20 protein-coding genes are annotated in these 23,051 nt (G+C 72.0%); 4 read left to right on the top strand and 16 right to left on the bottom strand.

Going from position 1 to position 23,051, the window contains the following annotated elements; genetic code table 11:
• Positions 1 to 64 precede the first annotated feature (64 nt).
• The 6 genes from alr to CLT71_RS34940 all read right to left on the bottom strand — a co-directional run bounded on the left by alr (position 65) and on the right by CLT71_RS34940 (position 6,239).
• Positions 65 to 1,207, bottom strand: coding sequence for an alanine racemase (gene alr, locus CLT71_RS34965; RefSeq protein WP_101372045.1), 1,143 nt, complete (start codon positions 1,205 to 1,207; stop codon positions 65 to 67).
• Positions 1,204 to 2,367: an acyltransferase family protein gene (locus CLT71_RS34960; protein WP_486483617.1), complete on the bottom strand. Its 1,164-nt coding sequence runs from the start codon at positions 2,365 to 2,367 to the stop codon at positions 1,204 to 1,206. Before CLT71_RS34960 ends, alr begins: the two co-directional genes overlap by 4 nt.
• A 153-nt stretch (positions 2,368 to 2,520) precedes the next feature.
• The gene (locus tag CLT71_RS34955) at positions 2,521 to 3,375 is read right to left on the bottom strand and encodes a Scr1 family TA system antitoxin-like transcriptional regulator (protein WP_101370863.1); all 855 of its coding nucleotides are present in this window, start codon (positions 3,373 to 3,375) and stop codon (positions 2,521 to 2,523) included.
• 353 nt (positions 3,376 to 3,728) lie between these two features.
• Complete coding sequence (locus CLT71_RS34950) at positions 3,729 to 4,694, bottom strand: NAD(P)-dependent alcohol dehydrogenase (RefSeq protein ID WP_101370862.1); 966 nt, start codon at positions 4,692 to 4,694, stop codon at positions 3,729 to 3,731.
• Positions 4,695 to 4,941: 247 nt separating this feature from the next.
• The gene (locus CLT71_RS34945; protein ID WP_101370861.1) at positions 4,942 to 5,907 is read right to left on the bottom strand and encodes a permease prefix domain 1-containing protein; all 966 of its coding nucleotides are present in this window, start codon (positions 5,905 to 5,907) and stop codon (positions 4,942 to 4,944) included.
• On the bottom strand, positions 5,904 to 6,239 hold the full coding sequence (locus CLT71_RS34940; RefSeq protein ID WP_101370860.1) for a PadR family transcriptional regulator: 336 nt from the start codon (positions 6,237 to 6,239) through the stop codon (positions 5,904 to 5,906). Before CLT71_RS34940 ends, CLT71_RS34945 begins: the two co-directional genes overlap by 4 nt.
• A 98-nt stretch (positions 6,240 to 6,337) precedes the next feature.
• On the opposite strand from CLT71_RS34940, the gene CLT71_RS34935 reads away from it, so the two are divergent.
• Positions 6,338 to 6,709 carry an MmcQ/YjbR family DNA-binding protein gene (locus CLT71_RS34935; protein ID WP_101372044.1) on the top strand — a complete coding sequence of 124 codons (372 nt, stop codon included), beginning with the start codon at positions 6,338 to 6,340 and terminating at the stop codon, positions 6,707 to 6,709.
• A gap of 10 nt (positions 6,710 to 6,719) precedes the next feature.
• On the opposite strand, the gene prfH is transcribed toward CLT71_RS34935, so the two are convergent.
• Positions 6,720 to 7,364, bottom strand: coding sequence for a peptide chain release factor H (gene prfH / locus CLT71_RS34930; RefSeq protein WP_101370859.1), 645 nt, complete (start codon positions 7,362 to 7,364; stop codon positions 6,720 to 6,722).
• Positions 7,361 to 8,560 carry an RNA ligase RtcB family protein gene (locus CLT71_RS34925; protein WP_101372043.1) on the bottom strand — a complete coding sequence of 400 codons (1,200 nt, stop codon included), beginning with the start codon at positions 8,558 to 8,560 and terminating at the stop codon, positions 7,361 to 7,363. Before CLT71_RS34925 ends, prfH begins: the two co-directional genes overlap by 4 nt.
• Before the next feature lie 336 nt (positions 8,561 to 8,896).
• Between CLT71_RS34925 and CLT71_RS34920 the strand changes: the two genes are divergently transcribed.
• Positions 8,897 to 10,033 carry a phospholipase D-like domain-containing protein gene (locus CLT71_RS34920; RefSeq protein ID WP_158242385.1) on the top strand — a complete coding sequence of 379 codons (1,137 nt, stop codon included), beginning with the start codon at positions 8,897 to 8,899 and terminating at the stop codon, positions 10,031 to 10,033.
• Between the two features lie 112 nt (positions 10,034 to 10,145).
• Here CLT71_RS34920 and CLT71_RS34915 read toward each other — a convergent pair whose 3' ends face one another.
• From CLT71_RS34915 to CLT71_RS34900, 4 genes are all read right to left on the bottom strand, one after another.
• Entirely contained in the window at positions 10,146 to 11,264 is a 1,119-nt protein-coding gene (locus CLT71_RS34915; RefSeq protein WP_101370857.1) for a Gfo/Idh/MocA family protein, read from the bottom strand.
• Positions 11,234 to 11,944, bottom strand: a complete 711-nt coding sequence (locus tag CLT71_RS34910) for a ThuA domain-containing protein (protein ID WP_101372042.1) — start codon at positions 11,942 to 11,944, stop codon at positions 11,234 to 11,236. Before CLT71_RS34910 ends, CLT71_RS34915 begins: the two co-directional genes overlap by 31 nt.
• 180 nt (positions 11,945 to 12,124) lie before the next feature.
• Positions 12,125 to 13,138: a cobalamin B12-binding domain-containing protein gene (locus CLT71_RS34905; protein WP_101370856.1), complete on the bottom strand. Its 1,014-nt coding sequence runs from the start codon at positions 13,136 to 13,138 to the stop codon at positions 12,125 to 12,127.
• Complete coding sequence (locus CLT71_RS34900; protein ID WP_101370855.1) at positions 13,135 to 14,841, bottom strand: PP2C family protein-serine/threonine phosphatase; 1,707 nt, start codon at positions 14,839 to 14,841, stop codon at positions 13,135 to 13,137. The genes CLT71_RS34905 and CLT71_RS34900 overlap by 4 nt, the downstream gene beginning before the upstream one ends.
• Before the next feature lie 175 nt (positions 14,842 to 15,016).
• Here CLT71_RS34900 and CLT71_RS34895 point away from each other — a divergent pair, with 175 nt between their 5' ends.
• Both CLT71_RS34895 and CLT71_RS34890 read left to right on the top strand, forming a co-directional pair.
• Entirely contained in the window at positions 15,017 to 15,385 is a 369-nt protein-coding gene (locus CLT71_RS34895) for an STAS domain-containing protein (RefSeq protein ID WP_158242384.1), read from the top strand.
• 237 nt (positions 15,386 to 15,622) lie between these two features.
• Positions 15,623 to 17,731: a cellulase family glycosylhydrolase gene (locus tag CLT71_RS34890; RefSeq protein ID WP_486483616.1), complete on the top strand. Its 2,109-nt coding sequence runs from the start codon at positions 15,623 to 15,625 to the stop codon at positions 17,729 to 17,731.
• 54 nt (positions 17,732 to 17,785) lie between these two features.
• Here the strand turns inward: CLT71_RS34890 and CLT71_RS34885 are convergent, their stop codons facing one another.
• The 4 genes from CLT71_RS34885 to CLT71_RS34870 all read right to left on the bottom strand — a co-directional run bounded on the left by CLT71_RS34885 (position 17,786) and on the right by CLT71_RS34870 (position 23,036).
• On the bottom strand, positions 17,786 to 19,009 hold the full coding sequence (locus CLT71_RS34885) for a S1 family serine peptidase (RefSeq protein WP_143743748.1): 1,224 nt from the start codon (positions 19,007 to 19,009) through the stop codon (positions 17,786 to 17,788).
• Between the two features lie 172 nt (positions 19,010 to 19,181).
• Positions 19,182 to 21,194, bottom strand: a complete 2,013-nt coding sequence (locus CLT71_RS34880; protein ID WP_101370851.1) for a beta-L-arabinofuranosidase domain-containing protein — start codon at positions 21,192 to 21,194, stop codon at positions 19,182 to 19,184.
• A gap of 2 nt (positions 21,195 to 21,196) precedes the next feature.
• Positions 21,197 to 22,111, bottom strand: coding sequence for a carbohydrate ABC transporter permease (locus CLT71_RS34875; protein ID WP_101370850.1), 915 nt, complete (start codon positions 22,109 to 22,111; stop codon positions 21,197 to 21,199).
• Between the two features lie 4 nt (positions 22,112 to 22,115).
• A complete protein-coding gene (locus CLT71_RS34870; RefSeq protein ID WP_101370849.1) occupies positions 22,116 to 23,036 on the bottom strand; it encodes a carbohydrate ABC transporter permease in 921 nt (306 codons plus the stop codon).
• Positions 23,037 to 23,051: the final 15 nt, after the last annotated feature.

Here is a 23,051-nt window from a genome sequence, read left to right as displayed (position 1 = left end):
CGATACTCCCCTGTGCTCCGGCCGCAACGCGGCACCCGGGCACCGAGCCCGCTGATCCGTACACTCATCGCGCTGCCTGCCTCGCCGGCCGGTACCGGCGGGCGACCCGGGCGCCGATGCCGGTCAGGACCTCGTGCGGGCTGGTCCGGGCCCACGCCGCCCACTCCGCGACGGTCGGCCAGCCGGGTCCGGCCGGCTCCGGGCCGAAGATCACCACTGGGTCGCCGATCTCCACCGGAAGGTCCCCGACGTCGACCACGCACTGGTCCATGGCGATCCGCCCGACGATCGGCCGCCGGGTGCCGGCGAGCCAGACCTCGGCACGGCCCTCCACCGCCCGGGACAGGCCGTCCGCGTAGCCGAGCGGCAGCAGGGCCAGCGTGGTCGCCCGCGCGGTCACCCGGTCCGGTCCGTAGGAGATGCCGGTACCGGCCGGCACCCGCTTGACGTTCACCACAGTGGAACGCAGGGTCATCGCGGCCCGCAGCCGGTACGCCCCGGCGCCGGTCGCGCCGAACGGGTCGACGCCGTACAGCGCCAGTCCGATCCGGCAGAGGTCGTACCGGCTCGCCGGCACGGCCAGCGCCGCCGCCGAGTTCGCCAGGTGGGCGAGATCCGGCCGCAGGCCCGCCTGCCGGGCGATCCGCAGCGCCTCGGTGAAGGCGGCCACCTGCCGGCCGACGCTCCGACCGTCACGCGACTCGGCGCCGGCCAGATGGGACCAGACTCCCCGCACGCGAACGGTCCCCTCGACCTCGTACTTGCGGGCCCAGTCGACCAGGCCCGGCCAGTCGTCCCGGCTGGCGCCGTTGCGGGACAGTCCCGTGTCGGCCTTGAGCTGGACGGTCCCGGGCCGGCCCGACCGGCGCGCCGCCTCGGCGACCGAGTGCAGGTGCGGCACGGTCGAGACACCGAGGTCGACGTCGGCGTCGATCAGAGCGCCGAAGTCGTCGTCAGGACGGTGCAGCCAGCTCAGTACGGGCGCGGTGAGGCCCGCCGCGCGCAGGGCCAGCGCCTCACCGGTCGAGGTCACCCCGAGCCAGCTCGCGCCGGCCGCCAGCGCGGCCCGGGCCACCGGTACCGCACCGTGGCCGAACCCGTCGGCCTTCACCACCGCCATCAGCGCGGTACCGGCGCGTGCCGCGACCGTACCCAGGTTGGCCGCGACCGCCGCGAGGTCGACCTCGGCCTCGGCGAGCCCGCTCATCCGCGCCACCCCTGCGGTACGGCATCCGCGAGCCGCCGCGCCGGAACCTCGCCGTCGCGGCGGTCGGATCCCCGGCGACGCCGACGACCGGCGGGGCGGGGCGCCGGCAGGTCGAACATCCAGCCCGCCCGCAGGGCCAGCAGTCCCCGGTGCAGTGCCAAGGTCACCGCGAGCAGGGCCGAGGTGAGCAGGATCGGATAGCCGAGCGCCAGTGCGAACTGTCCGGACCGTCCCAGCCCGGAGAGCGGGCCGAGCAGTACCCGGTCGGCCAGCGCCAGCAGTGGCAGGTGCAGGACGTACACCGGGAGGGTCCGCCGGCCGAGGGCGGCGAGCGGGTCGGCGACCCAGGGCCACCGGGCCAGCCGGGCGGCGGCGGTCAGGCCGAAGGCCACCGCCGCGACCGAGACCAGCAGCCACACCCCCGGCCAGCCCTGCGCGCCGGCCCAGGCCATCGCACCCAGCGCGGCCAGGTAGCCGGCGGCGGTGCCCAGCAGGCGGCGCCGGGTCGCGGTCGTCACCCAGCGCGACAGGTACGGCCGCAGGTGCAGCCCGCCGAGGAAGAAGACCAGATTCTGGTAGACGCCGGCCCGGTTGCCGGCGGTGGCGAGCAGTCCCGCCGTGCTGGCTGCGGAGAGGCCGGCCGCGGCGGCGATCAGTATCGGCGCGGGGATCCGGCGGCCCAGCTTGGCAACCGCGAAATACAGCGCGAGGGCGTGCAGATACCAGAGGTTGGACGGGCTGACGGTGAGTTCGGCCAGCAGGCCGGTGACCGAGCTGGCCCGGTCGGTCGGGAAGTCCGGCGCGGCGGCGAGCAGCACGGTGTGGATCAGGAGCCACCCGGCGTAGAGGTAGAGGAACCGGGCGATCCGGGACCGGCCGACCTGGCGCCACGGCCGGTCCACGGCGTTCGACGCGAAGAGTCCGGAGATGGTGAAGAAGAGCGGCATCCGCAGCGGCAGCAACTGCTCGCCAATCGTCCCCCACACCCCGGGCAGCGGTACGCCGAGATGCCAGTCGATCCGCAGGTAGTGCTTGACGATGACGTGCCAGAGCACCACGAGGACGATGCAGACGCCCTTGGCGACATCGGCCCAGCGCTGCCGGGACGGCGCCGGGACGGCGGCCACCCGGGCGGCTGGTGGGTAGGGCTCGGAACTCACCCGAGCGAAGGTGCCACCGCCATGTCCGGAGCCGGTCCGCGCATTGTCACGGCCGGGTAATAGCGGTCCGGGCCTCCTCCGGGGTACGCATCGGGTGGCGCGGGTCGGCCGGCCGGTTCCCGATCTCCTCGCCGGAGGTGGGAACCGGCCCGGTCACCGGGGCGCCTCGTCGAGGTCGCGGATGATCCGGTCCAGGATCTGGAAGGTGTCCTTGAGTGGGGCGGCCTCGACGAACAGCCGGTTCACCGCCTCGAAGTAGCGGTCGACGTCCTCCCGCTTGTCGAGATAGAGCGCACTCGTCAACTGTTCGATGTAGACCAGGTCGGCCAGTTCCTGCTGCGGGAAACGCAGGATGGTGAAGGCGCCGCCGGCCGCGGCGTGCCCACCGGCGGCGAGCGGGATCACCTGCAGCTTCACGTTCGGCATCTTCGTGACGATGCCGATCAGTGCCTCGAGCTGGTCGCGCATCACCTGCGGCCCGCCGACCGGGCGGCGCAGCGCGGCCTCGTCCACCACCGCCCAGAACATCGGCGGATCCGGGCGGGTCAGCACCTGCTGCCGCTCCATCCGCAACCGCACCCGGCGCGCGACCTCGTCCTCCCGGGCCGAGCCGTGACCGAGGCGCACCACCGCCCGGGCGTACTCCTCGGTCTGGAGCAGCCCCGGAACGAACTGGACCTCGTAGCTGCGGATCAGGGTGGCCGTCGCCTCCAGGCCCAGGTAGCGCTGGAACCAGTTCGGCGTGACGTCGCTGTACGGATGCCACCAGCTCGACGTGTTCGCCTCGCGTACCCGCGCCAGCAGGGTGGCCCGTTCCTGTTCGTCGTGCACGCCGTAGAGCGAGAGCAGATCGAGTACGTCGCGCTCCTTGAAACCGACCCGGCCCAGCTCCATCCGGCTGATCTTCGACTCGGAGGCACGGATCGGCTCGCCCGCTTCCGCCCTGGTCAGTCCCCGGTCCTCGCGCAGTCGTCGCAGTTGGGCCCCGACCAGGATCCGTACGGCCATCGCACCGTCGCCGGGTCCGTCCGGCTGTGCTGATCCGCTCACCCCACACCTCCGGGTTGCTTCCCGACGCCAAGCATGCCATTGGGTCTTGGCCAGAGCTACCGCTCGGCCACGGTCGGCGACAGGCCGCCGGACGTGCTGATCTTGGGCTCGCCCGGCCGCTTCTCGATCTTTCGCAGGTCACGCCGTTGCCGGCGGGCACCTACCGTCGCGGATGACGGGGCGACACGGATCGAAACTTTTTCAACGGCGTGCCGTGGGGTCGCGCCGCTACGGGATCATCGAGCGGCGTGGCCCGGACCGGGCCTGGCAACTGTCAGCCCCCGCATGCGCGATGCCGTCACCGGCACGGGTCACACGGTCAGCACGATCTTGCCTCGGGCGTGCACGGTCTCGACGAGTTCGATCGCCTCGGCGGTCTCCCGCAACGGGTACGTCCGCTCGATCACCGGCGTGATCTCCCCCGCCGCGACGAGCCGGGCGAGCTGGTCGAGGTCGTCGACCCGGCTGGTGGCGGTCAGCACCCGCAACCGCTGACGTACGAACGGCGCGGTCACCACGACTGCGACGAGCAGGGGCAGCGGCCCCAGCAGCGGTCCGCCGGTACCGGTCGAGCAGACGTACGTCCCGGTCGGGGTGAGCAGCCGGCGGGTGGCGGAGAGGCGCCGGCCGCCCGCGAGGTCGACGACGACGTCGAAGCGGTCCGAGCCCCGGGTGACGTCCTGGCGGGTGTAGTCGACCACATGGTCGGCACCGAGCGAGCGGACCAGTTCGACGTTCCGGGTGCTGCACACGGCGGTCACCACCGCGCCGTACCGCTTCGCCAGTTGCACGGTGAAGGTGCCCACGCCGCCGGAGGCGCCGTTGACCAGTACGGACTGGCCGGCTCGCAGGTCGGCCCGGCGCAGCGCCTGGAGTGCGGTGGTCGCCGCGATCGGCAGCGTGGCGGCCTGTTCGTCGGTCACCCCGGCGGGCCGCCGGGCCAGCCGGTCCACGGCGACCGCCACGTACTCGGCGAATCCGCGCTGGTTCACCTCGCCGAAGACGGCGTCGCCGACCGCGAGGCGGGTCACGCCCGGCCCGACCGCCTCGACGGTCCCGGAGATGGCCCGGCCCAACACCGTCCGGTTCGGGCGCCGGAGCCCGGTCGCAAGGCGGGCGGCACGGGGCAGGCCGTGCAGCCAGACCCGGTCACCGTGGCTGACCGATGCCGCGTGGACCCGGACGAGCACCTCGCCCTCGCCGGCGGCCGGCATGTCGACGTCGCCGTACCGCAGCACGCAGGGCGGCCCGTACTCGTCGTGGATGATCGCCTTCATGATGTCTCCCCGGTCGTCGGAGGGCTTGCGGGCAGCGTGCGGGTACGCGCGGACGTGCGCGTCGAGGGTGGCGGCCGGCGGCGTACCCGATCGGTCGGGACGCTCGCGGCGGTGTGCTGGCGGTGTGCTGGCGGTGTGCTGGCGGTGTGCTGGCGGTGTGCTGGCGGTGTGCTGGCGGTGTGCTGGCGGTGTGCTGGCGGTGCGTCGCCCCGACGTCACCGCCACGGTGGGCCGGTGGTGCGGGCGGTCAGCGGCGGCGGGCCTGTCCGGCGGCCTCGCCGATGGTGTGCAGGATCGTCAGGACGGCGACGACGACGAGGCCGGTGTTGATCCACCGGGCGGCGCCGGTCGACCAGCCGGCCGCCTCGACGAAGGCGGGACTGAGCACCCGGTCGGTGCTGACCAGCCAGATCAGCATGGCCGGGCTGGCGAGGTTGACCAGGGCTCCGGTGATGCCCAGGGCGAGGTTCCACCGTAGGTAGTACTTCACGTACGCGAAACCGAGGCTGACGACCGCGACCGCCAGGAAGGCGTACACGACGCCGGTCTCCCACAGCCAGGGCGAGAGGATGCCGACGGGTCGACCGGCCGCGTCCCGCTCGATGCTCAGTGCTGGCGACAGCAGGATGAAGGTGCTGAAGAGGACCAGTGCCGCGGTCTCGCCGATCAGCTCGACGTACCGGATGCGGCGGCTGGGTGGCTCCGGCAACGCGGCCGGGGTCCACCGACCGGCCCGCCACCCGGCCGGGTGTCGTCGGTGGGCGACGCGTTCCACGATCGCGAAAGCGAGCGTCGTCCAGCAGGCGACGTGGACCGCGACGGTGACCGCCGTCCCGGCGGCGGCGCCGAGCACACCGGCAACGGTGTCGCCCTGGAGCGTCCGGAGCAGTGCCACGCCCACCACGGCGGCCGGCAACACGGTGGCGAGCAGGATCCGCAGCAGCCGGGTGTAGTCCACGAACAGCCCGGGCCCGATCAGGTACGCCGGGCGGTCCGCGTAGCCGGCGGCCAGCCGGGCCGGGTCACCGAGTTCGGTGAGGACCGCCACCTCCGCCTCGGCCGGGTCGGCTCCGGACTCGAGCCGCTCGTCGATCGCGTCGGCGATCGAGGTACGCAGTTCCCGTTCGATGTCGGCGCGCTGCCGCCCGGGGAGCTGGCCGAGAGCCGCCGCCACGTAGCGGTCGGTGAGGGTACCGGAAGCGGTGGTGGTCATAGCTCATCTCTCAGGGTGCGGAAGGCGGCGTCAAGCGTTTCCCAGTCCTGGCTCAGCAACTCGGCGACGTCGAGCCCTTCGCCGCTGGTGCGGTAGAACTTGCGCGGCCTGGACTCCTCGGTGTTCCAGTCGCTGGTCAGCAGTCCCTGCTTCTCCAGGCGGCGCAGCAGCGGATAGAGCGTGTTGGCGTCGACGGCGAATCCTCGCCGGCCGAGCAGTTCCAGCAGGGCGTAGCCGTAGTTGGGCTTCTTGAGGATCAGCAGGCAGGCCAGCACGACGGTGCCCCGTCGTAGCTCCTGTAGATGCGTCGAGAGAAGCTCGTCGTCTGGCATGAATCACACGATACTGTGTGGCGCACACTAATGCTAGATCACACAGCGTCCCGTGGCCGACATTCGGCCGGTCCGACGGGTACGCGAGAATGTCCGGCGTGGGGGTACCGAGTGCGCAGTTCCTGCGGATGGTGGAGAGGCTCGCCGAGGTCGAGAGCGCCCAGGCGCACGACTACACCTCGTACAGCGTCCGGGGCCGGCGCTTCGGCTACCACTGGCCCCGCACCAGCACGGTCGGGCTGAAGCAGACCCTGTCGGAGCAGGCGGCCCTGGTCGCCGAGCGGCCGGACGTCTTCGAGGTGCAGTTCACCTCCGGCGGTTTCGGCTGGGTCGTCGTGCACCTGTCCGGGATCGACGCCGACGAACTCGCCGAACTGCTCTACGAGGCGTGGTGCCTCTCCGCGCCCGAGGAACTCGTCGACCGGCACCCACTCATCCCGGCAACGCCACCCGGAGCGGGCCGGTCGTAGGCGTCCGCGGCTACCGTTGGCCGGGCGACGAATCCGGTCGTTCGATCCGTACCGGGTTGCCGCGCACGAGTTCGTCGTGGATCCGCCAGCGAGCGGTGGTGACGGCCCGGCCCGCCGCCCGGTCGTCGTCCGCGATGCGCTGCCGGATCAGCTCCAGGGCGATCCGCCGGTTCTGGCTGAACTGCCGCTCGGTGTCGACCACCACGACAATCCCCGATGGACGGTGGGTTGCCCGCACGGCGGTACTCGCCTTGTTCCGGTGCTGCCCGCCCGGGCCACCCGTACGGCAGCCGACGATGTCGACGTCGGTCTCCGCGAACGACGTCCGGGCGGCGTCGAGTTGGCAGGGCCGGGCGATGACGTACCAGTTCTTCCGGCCGGCGCTCGCCCGGTAGGGGCTCGGCGCCTGCCAGCAGAGGGTGCCGGTCCACGAGGCGGCGCACTCCCCGGCACCGTCCCCGCGGATCTCCACCACCACCGACAGGTAGGTGCCGGGCCGGTCGCCGGGCACGGTCTCGACCCGCGACGTGCGCAGGCCCCGCTGCCGGGCGTCCGCCTCCAACCGGTGCAGGAGTTGGGCGACCGCCCAGGCGCACTCCTGCGGGCCACGCCCGGCCGAGATCAGCAGGTGCTGCTGTTGCGGCGCCGCGCTCACGACCGGCCCCGGCCACGACGGTGGTCCCGGTGATCCCGTCGGCCGGCCGACCGGGTGCTGCCGCCCCGATCGATCGTCTTGTACGTGACAAGCGGAACCGTGGTGGCGACCGGGGTGGCGAGCCCGTGCTCGACCAGGTCCGCGATCACCTGCTCGATCCGCTTGTACGCCGTCGGCGCCTCCTCGAACAGCAGTTGACGGTCACCGCAGACCACAAGCGACCCCACCGGGGTACGCCGGAGTTCCTCGACCGTGTGCTTGGCCCGGCCCCGGCGCAGCGCGTCGGCGCGGGACATCTTGCGGCCGGCGCCGTGCGCGACGGAGAAGTTGGCGTGCGGCCCGGCGTGCGCGGCCACCAGATACGAGCAGGTGCCCCGGGTACCGGCGATCAGCACGTCCCGGCCGTCACCCGGCGCGGCACCCTTGCGGTGCAGGTACGCCCCGTCGCGGACCTCGACGAGGTTGTGGCACTGGTCCACGATCGGCTCGGTCGGCTTGGCGCCGAGGGCGTGCAGCACCCGGGCTGCGAGAAGTCGACGGTTGACCGACCCCCAGCGCACGGCGGCGTCGTGCAGTTCGAGGTAACCGGCCGGATCGGCGGCCGGGCCCGCGCCGTGCCGCTCGGTGTGTGCCCGCAGGATCCGCTCGCCCAGCCCTCGGGATCCACTGTGCACGATGAGCACGAGGTCGTCGGCGGCGAGCCCGAGCCGGGTGGCGTGGTCGGGGTCGAAGACGGACTGGATCCGCGCCAACTCCACGAAGTGGTTGCCCCGGCCCACCGTGCCCAGGCCGTCGAGGTGACCGGCCGGGATCTCGCCGTCCACGACGGCCCAGGCCGGGTCGTCGGCGTCCCGCTCCGGGTCCAGGGCGACGTCGAGGTCGGGGAACCGGCGGGCGACCTGCTCGGGTACGACCCGCTTCAGGTCGACGGGGAAGACGGCGATCCCGCAGCCGATGTCGGAGCCGACCAGGAGCGGGTAGAGCACTGTCGAGGTCATGGCGGCACCGATCGGGGCGCCCTTGCCGGGGTGCAGGTCCGGCATGCCGGCGACCGACACCATGCCGTCGAGGGCTGCCACCTGGTGGCACTGGTCGACGGCATCGGACTCGATCCAACTGCGGGCGGAGGCGAAGACGGTGACGGTGGCGGGCCCGGCGCTCGGCGCGGACTCCGGCCGGGACATCTGCTGGGACAGCCGGGACTGCTGCTGCTGGGACAAGGAGGCTCTCTTCGAAAGAAGGGTGGGGGACGGACGGCGCTACGGCTCACCCCGGGCGCGCGACGGCGCTGCACAGGGGCTTCGGCTCGGCTGGGTAGTGCCCGTCAGAACGTCATGCCCCCACCCTGGTCGAACCCGCCCGGTGCGGCAACCGTATTTCGGGCTCCGCGCTCCGGATTCCGGGGTCGGCGCACCGGGCTGCGGGCTCCGCGTCCGATGCGCCGTTCGCGGTCGAGCCCCCCGCGCGGCGGGCCGGCCTGGCATCATCGTCGATTGTTCACGGTCGGTGTCACGGGCTATCCGGAGGCGAGCATGTCCCTACGTCGTACGGTCGCAGCGGTGGCGGCCGCCGCCCTGGTGGTCGCCGGGACGGTGCTGCCGTCCACCCCGGCGGTGGGCGCCGTGGCCAGCGGCGCGATCTTCAACAACCCGACCGCGACCGCCGAGCAGTACCGGATCGTCGACCACATCCGGGGGCTGGTGCAGGGCGCCTCGACGGGTTCGACAATCTCCATCGCGATGTACCACTGGACGTCCACCTCGGTCGCCGACGACATCGTGGCGGCCCACAACCGCGGGGTGAACGTACGGATCGTCCTGGACCACCTGTCGGAGCAGTACCCGGCGGTGGACACCATGCGGGCGACGCTGGGCGGCAACCGGGCCAACCGGTCGTGGCTGGTCTTCTGCACCCAGGGCGCGGCCTGCATCGGCAACTCCGGCTCGCCGATCATGCACAACAAGTTCTACCTCTTCTCCAACACCTCCGGCTCGAACAACGTGCTGGTGCAGAGTTCGGCGAACCTGACGGTGAGCAACGCCACGGCGTACTGGAACAACGCCGTCACCCTGGTCGGAAACGCCGGCCTCTACAACGCCTACCTCGACTACTTCGACGACCTGGCGGCGAAGGCCAAGAACAGCGACTACTACCGCACGGTCGGCAGCGGCAACGCGAAGGCGTACTTCTTTCCCCGGGCGGGATCGGACCGGACCACCGACACCATCTACAACATGCTCAACGAGAACGTGAGCTGCGAGGGCAACACCACTGTCGGCACCGAGACCGGTCGGACGATCATCCGGATCGGGATGTGGTATTTCAGCCGGAACGGCATCGCCGAGGAACTCCGCTCGCTTGCCGACCGGAAGTGCTGGATCGAGGTCGTTTACACCACAATGGACGCCGACGTGCTCCGCATCCTGAGCGGCCACTCCCGGATCGTCCTCTACCGAATCAGCGGCGACTACATCGTGCACTCCAAGTACATGCTGATCGAGGGCACCTACGCCGGCACCCGGAACAGCAAGTGGGTGATGACCGGCAGCCACAACTACACGAACGCGGCGCTGCGGGAGAACGACGAGGCGCTGCTCCGGATCGAGTCCGCGACGATCCACGACCAGTACCGGTCGAACTTCTGGGCCCTGCGCGCGGCGGCGTCCTGACCCGACGCCGCCGCCCCGGACGGCCGCAGCCGTGCCGGGCGACGGCAGCAGCGGCAGCCGAGGGTCCCGGGGCCTGCCGGGACCGGCTCGGCCATCCAGTCGCGGCAAGGGCTCAGCCCGTGGCCGCCGGCTCTCCCCGCCAGTCCTCGACCGGGGTGTACGGGACCGGCACGGGCCGCTGCACCACGGTCGTCAGCTCGATCCGCCGCCCCTCGGCGGCCGACCGGAGCAGCGCGGTCATCGCTTCGAGCACGTGCAGGGCGAACCCGCCGTCGGCGCGCGGCGGTCGCCGGCCGTCCGCCCGGATCAGGTCGATCAGGCCCAGTCCCCGGGAGCCGTCGGCGTAGCCGGCCCGTGCTTCGAGCACCCGCCAGCCGGTACCGCCGAGCGGGAAGAGCCGGACCTCGCCCTCGAAGTGGTTCGGGTCGGGTACGGCGAGGCTGCCCGTCTCGCCGTGCACTTCGATCGGGGCGGCCGTCGTCGCCACCCCGTCGAAACTCGTGGTGATGGTGGAGAGGGCGCCGTCGACGTGTTCCAGTACACCTGTCACGTGACTGTCCACCTCGACCGGTACCCGCTCACCGCTGCGCGGGCCGGAGCCGATGACCCGCTCGCTGCGCAGCCGACTGCCGGCGCCGACCACCGCGCGTACCGGCCCGAGCAGGTGGACCAGGGCCGAGATGTAGTACGGCCCCATGTCCAGCAGCGGGCCGCCACCCGGGGCGTAGTAGAAGTCGGGGTGCGGGTGCCAGCGCTCGTGTCCCGGGGTGACCATCACGGCCGAGGCGGAGAGCGGGCGCCCGATGAGGCCGCCGTCGATCGCCGCCCGGGCGGTCTGGGTGCCCGTGCCCAGGACGGTGTCCGGCGCGCAACCGAGGTGGACGCCGGCCGCCGCGGCTCGCTCGACGATCGTGCGGCCGTCCGGGAACGTGACGGCGAGCGGCTTCTCGACGTAGACGTTCTTACCCGCCTCGATCGCGGCGAGCGAGAGCTCGGCGTGCGCCGCGGGAATCGTCAGGTTGAGCACGGTCCGCACGTCGGGATGGGCGAGCAGGCGATCGACGTCGCACGCCTCGGTGCCGGGCAGTTCGGCGGCGACCGCCGCCGACCGGGTGGCGTCCAGGTCGGCCACCGCCGCGATGCGCAGCTCGGCGTGGTTCGCCAGCGTCTCCAGGTAGGCCCGGGAGATGACCCCGAGACCTATGATGCCGACGGCGTGCGGGTCGCCCACACCATCCCCCTCTCGATCACGGTACGTACGCTCGGGTGCTCCAGCACGTCGAGGCTGTGACCCGGAGTCGTCACCACGATCCGCCCGGCACCCCAGTGCCGGGTCCAGATCGCCGGTGAGGTGACCGGCCGGTGCCACGGGTGCCACTCGCGGGTCGGGTGTGTCGTGGTGGCCAGCACGTCGATCAGGTCGTCGTGCAGCACCCAGTACTGTTCGGTGACCAGGTCGAAGTCCTCGATCCCGGCGGTGATCGGATGTTCCCGGCCCAGCTCGGTGATCCGCACCGAGTGCGGCAGGAAGTTGTCCTCCTCGCCGCCGTGCCGCTCGCACGGCTCCTTGCCCGGATGGGTGGCGAACTGCCCGCCCACCAGGTGCAGATAGTCGGAGGAGGCCCGGAAGGAGTCCGCGATGCCACCGTGCCAGCCGGTGAAGCCGGTGCCGGCGATGACTGCGGCGTGCAGCCCGGCCAGTTCTTCCCGGGAGATCTGCGACATCGTCACGCACTGCACGATGAGGTCGGTGTCGGCCAGTTCGGCGGCGTCGGCGTAGACCTCCGTCGACTCCTCGACGCGTACGGCGTATCCGTTGCCTTCGAGAAACGGGATGAACAGCTCCGTCGCCCTGACCGGCTGGTGTCCCTCCCATCCGCCGCGAACCACAAGTGCCCTGCGCTGCGCCACGCTCACTCCCTCCTCCGCCCGTCGCCCGGGCAGGCTCGCGCCGCCGGCGAGGCGGTGTGCCGCGACGCCCGGGCTTGTCGATCACTGAAACCGTAGCCCTCCAGCCTGCTGCGGTCACCGGCCGGTGCGGCGGCGCCCGGGGTGGCCCGCCTTCGCGCGTCGCCCGGGAGCACGCCCGGCTCAGGAGCCGCCCGGGGTCAGCCGGGTGGATCGCAGGAGGTGCAGCGCGCGGGGGAAGTCGCGTAGCCGCTCCGCCATCAGGTCGAATGCGTTGTCCACGGTGCGCAGCGGAACGTTGCGGCTGGCGAGCACCTCACCGAGCCAGGCGGCGAATTCGGTGAAGAGGGTGCCGTCGTCCACATAGACCGCCGCAGCGAGCGTGTCGACGATGTAGCCGAGATCGGCGATGGTGGCGTCGAGCTGCGCAGGGGTGTATTTCGCGACGTCGGGGATCCGGGCCACGCAGAGATCGATCAGCTCGGCCCGGGCGGCGACCAGGCCGGCGTACTCGGCGTCGTGCCCGTCGACGGCCGCGGACGTGTGCCAGGCCGTTTGGGACATCCCGGCCAGCGCCGTGGAGGCGGCCCGGGCGTCCCGAACCCACGGCACGCCGAGCCGCGCCGCCCACCGGCCGTCCGGCCCGAACCCCAGGCCGCCGACCAGCACCGGCACGTCGCTACGCCGGCACGCCTCGACGAACCGGGAGGCGTGCGGCAGCCGCATCGGCAGCGCGCAGCCCAGCGCCACCGCCCGGGGATCGTGCCGGTGCAGGTAGGAGACGAGGTGCGCGGCCGGCACGCTCGCGCCGAGGAAGGTCACCTCCCAGCCGTCCAGGCGGAGCACCTCGGCGACGAGCCGGGCCGGCAGCGCGTGCCACTCGCCGTCCATGCAGGCGACCACCACCCGGTCCCGGTACGGCCGTGGGCGTACCGCCGAGGCGACCGCCGCGACCACCCGCTCGCTGACGTGGGTCGCGGCGTGTTCCTGGGCCACGCTCCACTCGTCGCGCTGCCACCACTCGCCGACCTGTGCCTGCGCCGGTGCGACGAGCGAGAGCAGCACGTCCTCGGCGGGGACGCCGCGCTCCAGCAGCCCCAGCGCCAGGTCGATCGCAGCGTTCTCGTCGGCCTCGTCGAGGTGACGCAGGTAGTCGGGATAGGCGTCCTGCACCGCCCGGTCCAGCACGGCGGTCACGAGACCACCCGGAGGTGCCGCGCCGCCGAGCCGGACGGTACGGCCCGGATGGCGAAGACGGCGATGTCGTCGTGGTCGCGCCCGCCGAGCCAGTCGCCGCACACCTGCTCGACCCGCTCGGCCAGCGCCGGTGCCGGCATGCGGGCACAGCCGCGCAGCGCCTCGACCAGCCGGTCGGTGCCGAACTGCTCGCCACGGATCCCGCCGCGCGCCTCGGTGACCCCGTCGCTGAACAACAGGCAGGTCTCGCCCTGGCCGAGTTGCACAAAGACCGAGGCGATCCGGGGGTCGGGCACCACTCCGACGAGCATGCCGCGCAGCTCGACCGGTTCGACCGTGCCGTCGGCGCGCAGCACCAGCGGAGGCAGGTGCCCGCCGCTGGCCAGCGTCAGCGACAGCCCGCCGGACGGTGCCGGATGTGCCCGGCCGAGCACCATGGTGGCGAAGCGGCCGTGCCCGTGCGCCCGGGTGGTCTCCAGCAGCGAGCCGTTGAGCAGCGAGATCAGTCGAGCGGGATCGGACTCGATCCGGCGCAGCGCCTGGATGCCCTGGCGGATCTGACCGGTGAACACCGCCGCGTCGACTCCCTTGCCCGAGACGTCCCCGAGGAAGAAGAGCGTACTGCCGTCGGGCTGTGCGTGGGCGCCGTAGAAGTCCCCGCCGATCCGCAGCGAACTCTGCGCGGGCCGGTAGGCGGCGCCCCACTGCACGCCGGGGACGGGCGGCGGTTCCGTCGGGGCGAGACTGGCCTGGAGGGTGTCGGCGACCTCGGCCTGGTCGCGGTAGAGCACCGCCGCGTCGAGTGCCCCGCCGGCCCGCGCCGCGTAGCCGCGCAGCAACTCCAGGTCGTCCGCGTCCAGCTCGCCGCCCTCGCGTACCACCAGCAGTGCGCCGGTCGGCGCGGCCCGGCCCGGCAGCGGAACCACCCGTACCGAGACCGAGGCGGGGGCGCGGCCGTCGAGCCAGCCGACGTCGGCGCACTGGTCGGCCAGCCAGTCGACCTCGGAGGGCTCACCGCCCTGCCACGCCTCGATCACCGCCGGCGGCAACTGGTCGGGGGTGAGCAGGCCGCCGTCGACCACGTGCCGCTCGCCGTCGTCGTGTGACGCCCGCCACCACCGGACCCGGCCGCGACGCGGCGTCAGCACGATCACGGCGACCTCACCGAGCCTGGGTACGGCGAGCCGGGCGGCCGCCCGGGCAGTCCGGTCCTCGTGCAGCGGGTTGCCGAGCAGTTGGCTCGCGGTCTCCAGGAAACGCGCCCGCCCCTGTTCGGCAAGCAACGCGTCGGAGCGGGCTATGGCATCGGTCACGTCCTCGACGTACCAGACCGTGCTGGCCACGCCGCCGATGCTCAGGTTCACCTGGCGGCATCGCACCCGGCGGCCGGCGAGGGTCAGCTCACCCGGCACCAGCGCTGGTACGCCGGAGCTGGCGAAGGTCCGGCCGACGGCAAGTCCGGGAAGAAGGTCTCCGGCGGGCTGGCTGAACCCGAGGACGGTGCCGGCGGAGTCGCACACCACAACGCCCTCGCGGAAGTTGTCGACGATCTCGTCACCGAGTGCTGGTGAGCCGACCACGGAAGGTACCGCCGACTGCGTGCCACCAACGCCGTTCGACCGCGCGCCGATCACGCCGTCCGGCGCCGCTGTGGAAGCCTGGCGACTGCCCGACTCCCAGCCGGCGAGATTGGCGGTGTTCACGCGAGTCGTACTCCTGTCCTCTGCCTGCGTCCCACCCTACGCGGTTACTTGTCCCCCGGCATGTATCGGCGACGGCGACCCTGACCTCGACGGTTGGCAGAGGTCGTGCCGTCGGGCAGCACGGCCGCGGGTGTCCTAGAGTTGAGTTGGCGTGAAAGAGCGCGGAGGTGACTACTTGGATCAGGCGATACCGGCACCGATACCGCTGACGATCGATGTCCATCAGGGTGAGCAGACCGTCGTGACGGTCAGCGGCGACCTCGACTTCCCCTGCGCCGAACTGTTGCGGACCGCGTTGGCCTCCGCCCTGGACTCCGCGCCGCGCGCGCTGACCATCGACCTCGAGCGGCTGACCTTCGTCGACAGTACCGGCCTGTCCGTCCTGGTGTACGCCTGGAAACGCGGCCGCGATTCGGGCATTCCGGTCACGGTACGCCCGATCCCGACCTTCCTCTCGGAGACCCTGGAGATAACGGGTCTCACCGAACTGCTGGAGCGCGGGGCGGGACGCCCGGAAGCCTCGGACGAGGCAGCCACCGCCTGAGCACCGCCGGCCCGGCCGCCACCGCCGGCTCGGGCCGAGGTCGGCGCCACCCTTCCCTCCGGCGTCTCCCAGCCCAACGGGACAAGATATAGCCTGACACCGATTGACAAAGTTTGGCTTCCAAACTTAATGTCGGCTCCCCGGGGGCGCGCCACGACGCCTACCCCTGTGGCGCGCCCCTCCCCTGCGGCGCGCCCAGCACCTGCCAGCGCCGGAACCCAGGCAAGGAGTCCCATTGTGAGTGTGCGCAACACGGTGCGAAGAGCCCGGTGGCGGGTCGGTCTGGTCGCGGCGGGCGCCGCCGTACTGCTGGTCTCGACGGTGACGGTGGCGGTCAGCGCCCAGGCGGCCGCCGGCTGCCGGGTGACGTACTCGACCTCGGCCCAGTGGTCGGGCGGCTTCACCGCCAACGTCGGCATCACCAACCTCGGTGACCCGGTCAGCGCCTGGAGCCTGGTCTGGACGTTCCCGTCCGGCCAGCGGGTCACCCAGGCGTGGAACGCCGACGTGACCGCCTCGGGCAGCCAGGTGACGGCGACCAACGTGAGCTACAACGGCACGATCGCGACAAACGCGACGGTGTCGTTCGGCTTCAACGGCTCCTGGACCGGCACGAACACCGCGCCCACCTCGTTCGCGCTCAACGGCGTCGCCTGCACCGGCGACGTGGGCGGACCGACCGGCCAGCCGAGCACCCGGCCGCCGACCAGCGCGCCGCCCACCACCCGCCCGCCGACCACGCCGCCGCCGGCCGGCAACGCCATGGCGGCGGTGGCCGCGATGCAGCCGGGCTGGAACCTCGGCAACTCCTTCGACGCGGTCGGCGCCGACGAGACCGCCTGGGGCAACCCCCGGGTGACCGAGGCGTTGCTGGACAACGTCCGGGCGCAGGGCTTCAACAGCATCCGGATCCCGGTCACCTGGAGCAACCACCACGGCCCGGCGCCGAGCTACCCGATCGACGCGGCCTGGCTCAACCGGGTACGCGAGGTGGTCGACTGGGCGCTCGCCGACGGCTTCTACGTGATGATCAACATCCACCACGACTCGTGGCAGTGGATCAACACGATGCCGACCGACCGCACCAACGTGCTCAACCGCTACAACGCGCTCTGGACGCAGATCGCCGCCGCCTTCCGGGACGCCTCACCCCGGCTGACCTTCGAGAGCGTCAACGAGCCGCAGTTCACCGGCAGCTCCGGCGACGCCCAGAACGCCACGCTGCTGCACGAGCTGAACACGTCGTTCCACCGCATCGTCCGGCAGTCCGGCGGCGGAAACGCCACCCGACTGCTGGTGCTGCCGACCCTGCACACCTCGGCCGACCAGCCCCGGGTCGACGAACTGGCCAGCACCTTCGACGCGCTGAACGACCCGAACCTGATCGCCACCGTCCACTTCTACGGGTACTGGCCGTTCAGCGTGAACGTCGCCGGTGGTACCCGCTTCGACGCCACAGTGCAGCAGGACCTGACCGGCGTCTTCGACCGCGTCCACAACGCCTTCGTCGCCCGCAACATCCCGGTCATCATCGGCGAGTACGGGCTGCTCGGCTTCGACAGGCACACCGGCACGGTGCAGCAGGGCGAGAAGCTGAAGTTCTTCGAGTACCTCGGCCACTACGCCCGCGACCGCCGGATCACCACCCAACTGTGGGACAACGGGCAGCACTTCGGCCGCACCTCGTTCCAGTGGAGCGACCCGGAACTCTTCGCGCAGATCAGGTCGAGCTGGACCGCCCGCTCCGGCACCGCGTCGAGCGACCAGGTGTACGTGCCGCGTACCGGCACGATCACCAGCAAGAGCCTGACGCTCAACCTGAACGGCACGACTTTCCAGGGGTTGCGCCAGGGCAACACCGACCTGGTCAACGGCACCGACTACACCGTCTCCGGCAGCACCCTCACGCTCACCGCCGCCGCCCTCACCCGGCTGGTCGGCTCCCGGGCGTACGGCGTCAACGCGAACCTCCAGGCACGGTTCTCCCAGGGCGTGCCGTGGCGGATAAGCATCATCACGTACGACCCGCCGGTGCTGGCGAACGCGACCGGGCCGGCCAGCTCGTTCGCGGTACCCACCCAGTTCCGGGGTGACCAACTCGCCACAATGGAGGCGAAGTACGCCGACGGCAGCAACGCCGGCCCGCACAACTGGACCTCGTTCAAGGAGTTCGACGTCGCCTTCGCCCCGAACTACAGCGGGAACTCCATCACGCTGAAGCCGGAGTTCTTCGCCGAGGTGAACGACGGCCAGCGGGTCACCCTCACCTTCCACTTCTGGAGCGGCACCACAGTGACCTACCACGTCACCGAGTCGGGCGGAAACGTCACCGGTACGACCTCGTGAGAGCGCGCCGGGGCGCCGGGGCGGCCAGCCCCGGCACCCCGGCCGCAACCGCCCCTACCGCATCACCCGCACGCCGAGCGCCTCGTCGAAGAGGTCGGCGACGCTGAAGGCGGAGACCGTCGCCCCGTTCACCTGCGCGTTGCCCACGTGCGTGCCGTACGCCACGGTGCCGACGAACCAGGGGCCGCCGCTGTCACCGGACTGGGTGATGTTGTCCCGCACCGCCACCTGCCGGTGCGAGGTGCCGCGCCGGTCGGTGATCGAGACGTCCAGGTCGGCGATGAACGAACAGCGGCGCAGGCCGGTGCTCTGGCCGAAGACGCACGCCTGGTCCCCGATCATCATGTCGGCCAGGGCCCGGACGCCTGTCACGTCCCGGGTCTCGGTCGAGCCGGCCACGAAGTCGTCGGTCACCGGCACCCCGGAGGTCGTCGACCACTCGACGTCACCGAAGTCCCCGAGATGCTCGTCGAAGAGGTCGAGCGGATGCCGGGCACCGTTGTGGGCCGCCTGGGTGTTGTTGCAGTGCGCGGCGGTCGTCACCCCGACGAACCCGCCCGGGCTGACCGAGAAGCCGGTGGTGCAGAGCAGCCCGGCGCCGGGGCGGGTGGTGGGCATCCCGCCGAACAGGCTGGTGTGCCGGAGGTTGGCCGGGCCCTCGATCACGTCGAGGTCGAGCCCGGCCCGCAGTGCCGCGGGCAGCGCCGTGACGGTCGCGGCGGCCCGCAGGGCCGAGCCCGGCTCGGCGGTGACCGTCGCCCTCACCTGCCCCGAGGTGATGTCGGCGGCAGTGGTGACGGAGGTGTATCCCATCGCCCTGAGCTGCCCGTGCACCGCCCTGGACCGGTCGGCCAGCTCCCCGGCCGAGTACGGCTGGTGGTCGACGATCCGGATCGGCATCCCGGAGCCGGCGACCATCGTCCGGACGAACTCCGGCGCCGCACCCTTGACCAGGAACCTGGGTGCCTCCCCCGGCGTCTCGGGAAGGACCGCGCCGACGTACGTGTCGGGCAGTCGGGTCGCCAGCGCCCGGTGCAGTGGGCGTACCCGCTCGGCCAGCTCGTGCCGGGCGCGCGCCTGGGCCAGGGTCCAGCCCTGTTCCTTCGCCAGCGTCGCCAGGTCGGCCGCCAGGGCCTGAGCCTCGGTCTGCCGGGTCAGCCGCACCGGATCCGGCTGCGGTGCACCGGGCAGGGCGAGTGCCTGCGCCGGTTGCCCGGACGTCGAGACCAACCCGAGCACCACCGCGGCGACCACTGCCATGCCGGCTCTCGATGTCATCGTCGGATCCTTCCCCTGACCGGGTGCGGCGGATGCGGCAACCTCGATCGCACGGTAGGTCGCAGACCAGCCGCCGAGAGGTCCGAACTGGACACCGTTGGACAGGGTTGGACACCACCGGTCGGCACCGGGGACAGGCGTGGACGCCGGGCGGTTTGGGGTGGTCGGCCGGTCAGCTCGTCGGGATCCAGACCCGCATCGTGGAGGGCCCCCGGTTGGCCCAGGCGTGGTACGGGACCAGCGGAACCTCGACCAGATCCGCCGCCCTTCCGGCCACCAGCCCAGCCCTGTCCACCGGCCCGGCACTGTCCAGCGGCCCGGCACTGTCCAGCGGCCCGGCACGGTCCAGCGGCCCGGCACAGTCCAGCGGCTCAGCCCCGTCCACGCCGTAGGGCCAGTCCCGGTCGGGCGGGTCGAGGCGCCGGCACCGCACCACCACCCGGCTGCCGACCAGGCTGGGCGGCCGGCTCACGTCGACCCGGAGGTCGTCGACGGTGCCACCCCCGGGCAGGTCCACCGACTCCACCGCGTACACCAGCGGGCCGCGTTCCACCACCACGCAGCCGCGTACCGCGTCGATGCGCGGGTCCGGGTGGCTGAACCGGGGCGCCATCGGCAGCCGCAGCACCACCTCGTCGCCGGCTCGCCAGACCCGCCGCTCGGTGGCGTAGCCGGGGCGTACCGGCCGGGTCCGCGTGCCGACGGTCACTGTCGCGCCCTGCTCCGCCCAGCCGGGCACCCGCAACGCGAGCGTCCACGGGCGGTCGTCGGCGTCGTCGACCCGTACCCGGATCTCGCCGTCGGCCGGGTAGCCGGTGGCGATCGTGAGCCGCCGCTGCGGCCCGTCCGCCGGGCGGTGCACGACCGTCCCGGGGACGTACTGGTGCAACTGGAGGCCCTCGTCGTCGGTCGTCGCGACGTACGCCGCCAGGCTGGCCAGGGTACGGGCCACGTTCGTCGGGCAGCACGACACCTCGTACCAGGGTGCCCGCTGGGCGGCGGCGGCCCGGATGCTGGGCCGGTCGTCGTCCGGGACCGTGCCGGGTTCCCGCCGGTGCAGGGTGTTGGTGTAGAAGAAGCTCCTTCCGTCGGCCGCCGGTGAGGTCGACACCACGTTGAAGAGCGTCCGCTCGATCAGGTCGGCGTACCCGGAGTCGCCGCAGGCGAGCAGCAGCCGCCAGGCGAGCATCACCGACCCGACCCCGGCGCAGGTCTCCGAGTAGGCGCGGTCGGGCGGCAGTACCCAGTCCTCGCCGAACGCCTCGTCCTGGTGCCGGGAGCCCTGCCCACCGGTGACGTACGTGCGCCGGGCCACCGCGGTCCGCCACTGGTCGCGTACCGCCTTGAGCAGGCCGGGATCGTCGGTCTCGGTGGCCACGTCGACCGCACCGGCGGCGAGGTAGTTCGCCCGGACCGCGTGCCCACGCAGCACCGTCGCCTGGCGGACCGGGGTCTCGTCCTGGAAGTACTCCCGGCGCCACTCCACGTCGCCGAGCCGGCCGTGGCCGCGCCGTTCCACGAAGAGCGCCGCCTGGTGGAGGTAGCGGTCGTTTCCGGTGACCCGGGCGAACTCCGCCAGCGCGAGCTCGATCTCCGGGTGCCCGCAGAGGCCGTCGATGCCGTCCGGCCCGAAGGTCTCGCAGACGTTGTCGGCGGCCCGCCGGGCGATCGCCACCAGCCCGTCGTCGCCGTCCGGGCGGGTACGCGCCCGCGCGACGGCGGCCTGGAGGAGGTGCCCGACGCAGTAGAGTTCGTGGCCCCAACGCAGGTCCGACCAGCGCGGAGGCTGGCCGGGACGACCGAACCTGGTGTTGAGATATCCGTCGGCGTCCTGGGCCCGGCCCACCCGCTGCACCACGGCGCGGAACCTCGCCTCCAGTCCCGGGTCGTCGCTGCGGCCGATCTCCCAGGCCATCGCCTCCAGGAACTTGTAGACCTCCGAGTCGGAGAACTCCCGCCCCCGGCGCTCCCCGGCCAGGTCGCCGCCGTCGGCCACCAGGTCGAAGTTGCGGATCCAGCCCTCCCGTTCGAGCCAGTGCGCGATGTGTTCGAGACTGGCCGCGGCGTTGACGGACTGGCGTTCGGCCCAGAAGCCGCCGGTGATGCGGACCTCGTCCAGTCCGAGCGGCCGCAGCCGCCCTCGGCTCGGCAGGACGGGGGCCGCCGTGGAGGCGCTGGATGCCATGGTCATCCCTTCAGTGCGCCGGACATGAAGCCGCGCACGTAGTGTCGTTGGAGCAGCAGGAACAGCACGACGCACGGAAGCGCCAGGACGACGACGCCGGCTTCGGTGGCGCCGTAGTCGACGACGCCCTGCACCTGGCCGCGGAGGTTGGCCACGGCGAGCGGCAGCGTCATCCGCTCGGAGTCGTTGATCAGGATCAGCGGCGCCATGAAGTCGTTCCAGGCGGCGAGGAACGCGAAGAGCCCCACGGTGATCAGGCCCGGCTTGACCGCCGGCACCAGCACCCGGCACAGCGCGCTGAACGACGAGCAGCCGTCGACCCTGGCCGCCTCGTCGAGTTCGCGCGGCACCGCCTCGAAGGAGATGCGCATCAGGAACGTGGAGAACGGCAGCTGGAACATGGTGAGCACCAGGGCGACACCGATCAGCGAGTTCTGTAGCCCGACCTGGTTGAGCAGGACGTAGAGCGGGATGAGCAGGGTCGCGTACGGCACCATCAGGATGGCCAGGGTGAGCAGGAAGAGGAGGTTCCGGCCCGGGAAGCGGAACCGGGCGAAGGCGTACCCGCCGAGCAGCGAGATCAGCAGTGTGAGGGCGACCGTCAGCAGCGAGACGAGGGTCGAGTTGGCGAGGTAGCGCCACACCCCGGCCTGGTAGTCGGCGAGGGTGGTGTAGTTGCCGAAGCCCCAGCCGGTCGCCTGGTTGGTGCCCGGCTGCGGGGAGACCGAGGCGACGGCGGTCCAGACCAGCGGGAAGAGGAAGATGACGGCCACCGCTGCGGTGAAGACCCAGTAGGGCGTCCGGTAGGCGACTCCGGCGATGGTGAGACCGCGCGGCCTCCGCCTGGTCGGCACCTGCTCCGGTGTCCGGGGCGGTCCCGCCACGGCGGTCCGGGTGGGCCTGGAATCGACGGTCATCGGGTCAGTTCTCCTCGGACCGGAAGGCGCGCAGTTGCAGCGCGTTGATGAGGACCAGGGCCGCCAGCACGATGACCGAGAGCGCCGCCGCGACGCCGAGGTCGTTCTGGCCCTGGAACGCGATCATGTAGATGAGCTGGACCACGGTGATGGTGCTGTTGTCCGGGCCGCCCTTGGTGAGGATGTAGAACTGCTCGAAGGCGAGCAGGGAGCCGGTCACGCAGAGCACGGTGGTCAGCGCCAGCGTCGGACGCAGCAGCGGCAGGGTGACGCTGCGGAACGTCTGCCAGCGGGTGGCGCCGTCCGAGCGCGCCGCCTCGAAGACGTCGGCCGGAATGCTCTGCAGGCCGACCAGCATCAGCACCATGTAGAAGCCGGCGTAGCGCCAGACGATGAGGAAGACCGTCGAGAAGAGCGCGGCGTTCGGCGAACCGAGGAACGTGATGCCGAGCCGTTCCACCACCGGGGCCAGCGGACTCGCGTACGGCGAGTAGAGCACGTAGAACAGCAGCGACGCCGAGGCCAGCCCGAGCGCGCTGGGCACCAGGAACGACGCGCGGAGCAGGTTGTTCCACCGGCTCGACTCCTGCACCAGCAGGGCCATTCCCAGGCCGAGCGCGAGCAGCAGTACGGTCGCCAGCACCGTGTACTTGAGAGTGAAGACCACCGAGTCGGTGAAGAAGCGGTGGCTCACCGCCTTTGTGAAGTTGTCCGGCGCGTTGATCCCCTGGTCGCCGCTGAGCAACGGCCAGCGAGACAGCGACATCCTGATCACGAGCAGCAGTGGCACCACGAACAGCGCCACCACGAATGCCGCGGTCGGCGTGGCGTAGATCCAGCCGAGCACTGCCTGCCGCCGGCCGGGCCGGAGCCGGCCACGGGTCGCCACCGCACTTGGTGGGCGTGCTGGTGCGCTGACGTTCATCACAACTCCTCGTTC

The sequence above is a fragment of the Plantactinospora sp. CNZ320 genome (assembly GCF_002846275.1).
The sequence above is the reverse complement of the archived record's forward strand: the minus strand, read 5'-3'. Positions and strand labels throughout refer to the sequence as shown.

Coding starts and splice junctions, on each gene's coding strand:
- CLT71_RS34870 (WP_101370849.1), bottom strand. CDS start 23,036: ATGAACGTCAGCGCACCAGCACGCCCACCAAGTGCGGTGGCGACCCGT.
- CLT71_RS34875 (WP_101370850.1), bottom strand. CDS start 22,111: ATGACCGTCGATTCCAGGCCCACCCGGACCGCCGTGGCGGGACCGCCC.
- CLT71_RS34920 (WP_158242385.1), top strand. CDS start 8,897: ATGTCCCTACGTCGTACGGTCGCAGCGGTGGCGGCCGCCGCCCTGGTG.
- CLT71_RS34950 (WP_101370862.1), bottom strand. CDS start 4,694: ATGAAGGCGATCATCCACGACGAGTACGGGCCGCCCTGCGTGCTGCGG.
- CLT71_RS34885 (WP_143743748.1), bottom strand. CDS start 19,009: ATGACATCGAGAGCCGGCATGGCAGTGGTCGCCGCGGTGGTGCTCGGG.
- alr (WP_101372045.1), bottom strand. CDS start 1,207: ATGAGCGGGCTCGCCGAGGCCGAGGTCGACCTCGCGGCGGTCGCGGCC.
- CLT71_RS34940 (WP_101370860.1), bottom strand. CDS start 6,239: ATGCCAGACGACGAGCTTCTCTCGACGCATCTACAGGAGCTACGACGG.
- CLT71_RS34955 (WP_101370863.1), bottom strand. CDS start 3,375: ATGGCCGTACGGATCCTGGTCGGGGCCCAACTGCGACGACTGCGCGAG.
- CLT71_RS34880 (WP_101370851.1), bottom strand. CDS start 21,194: ATGGCATCCAGCGCCTCCACGGCGGCCCCCGTCCTGCCGAGCCGAGGG.
- CLT71_RS34945 (WP_101370861.1), bottom strand. CDS start 5,907: ATGACCACCACCGCTTCCGGTACCCTCACCGACCGCTACGTGGCGGCG.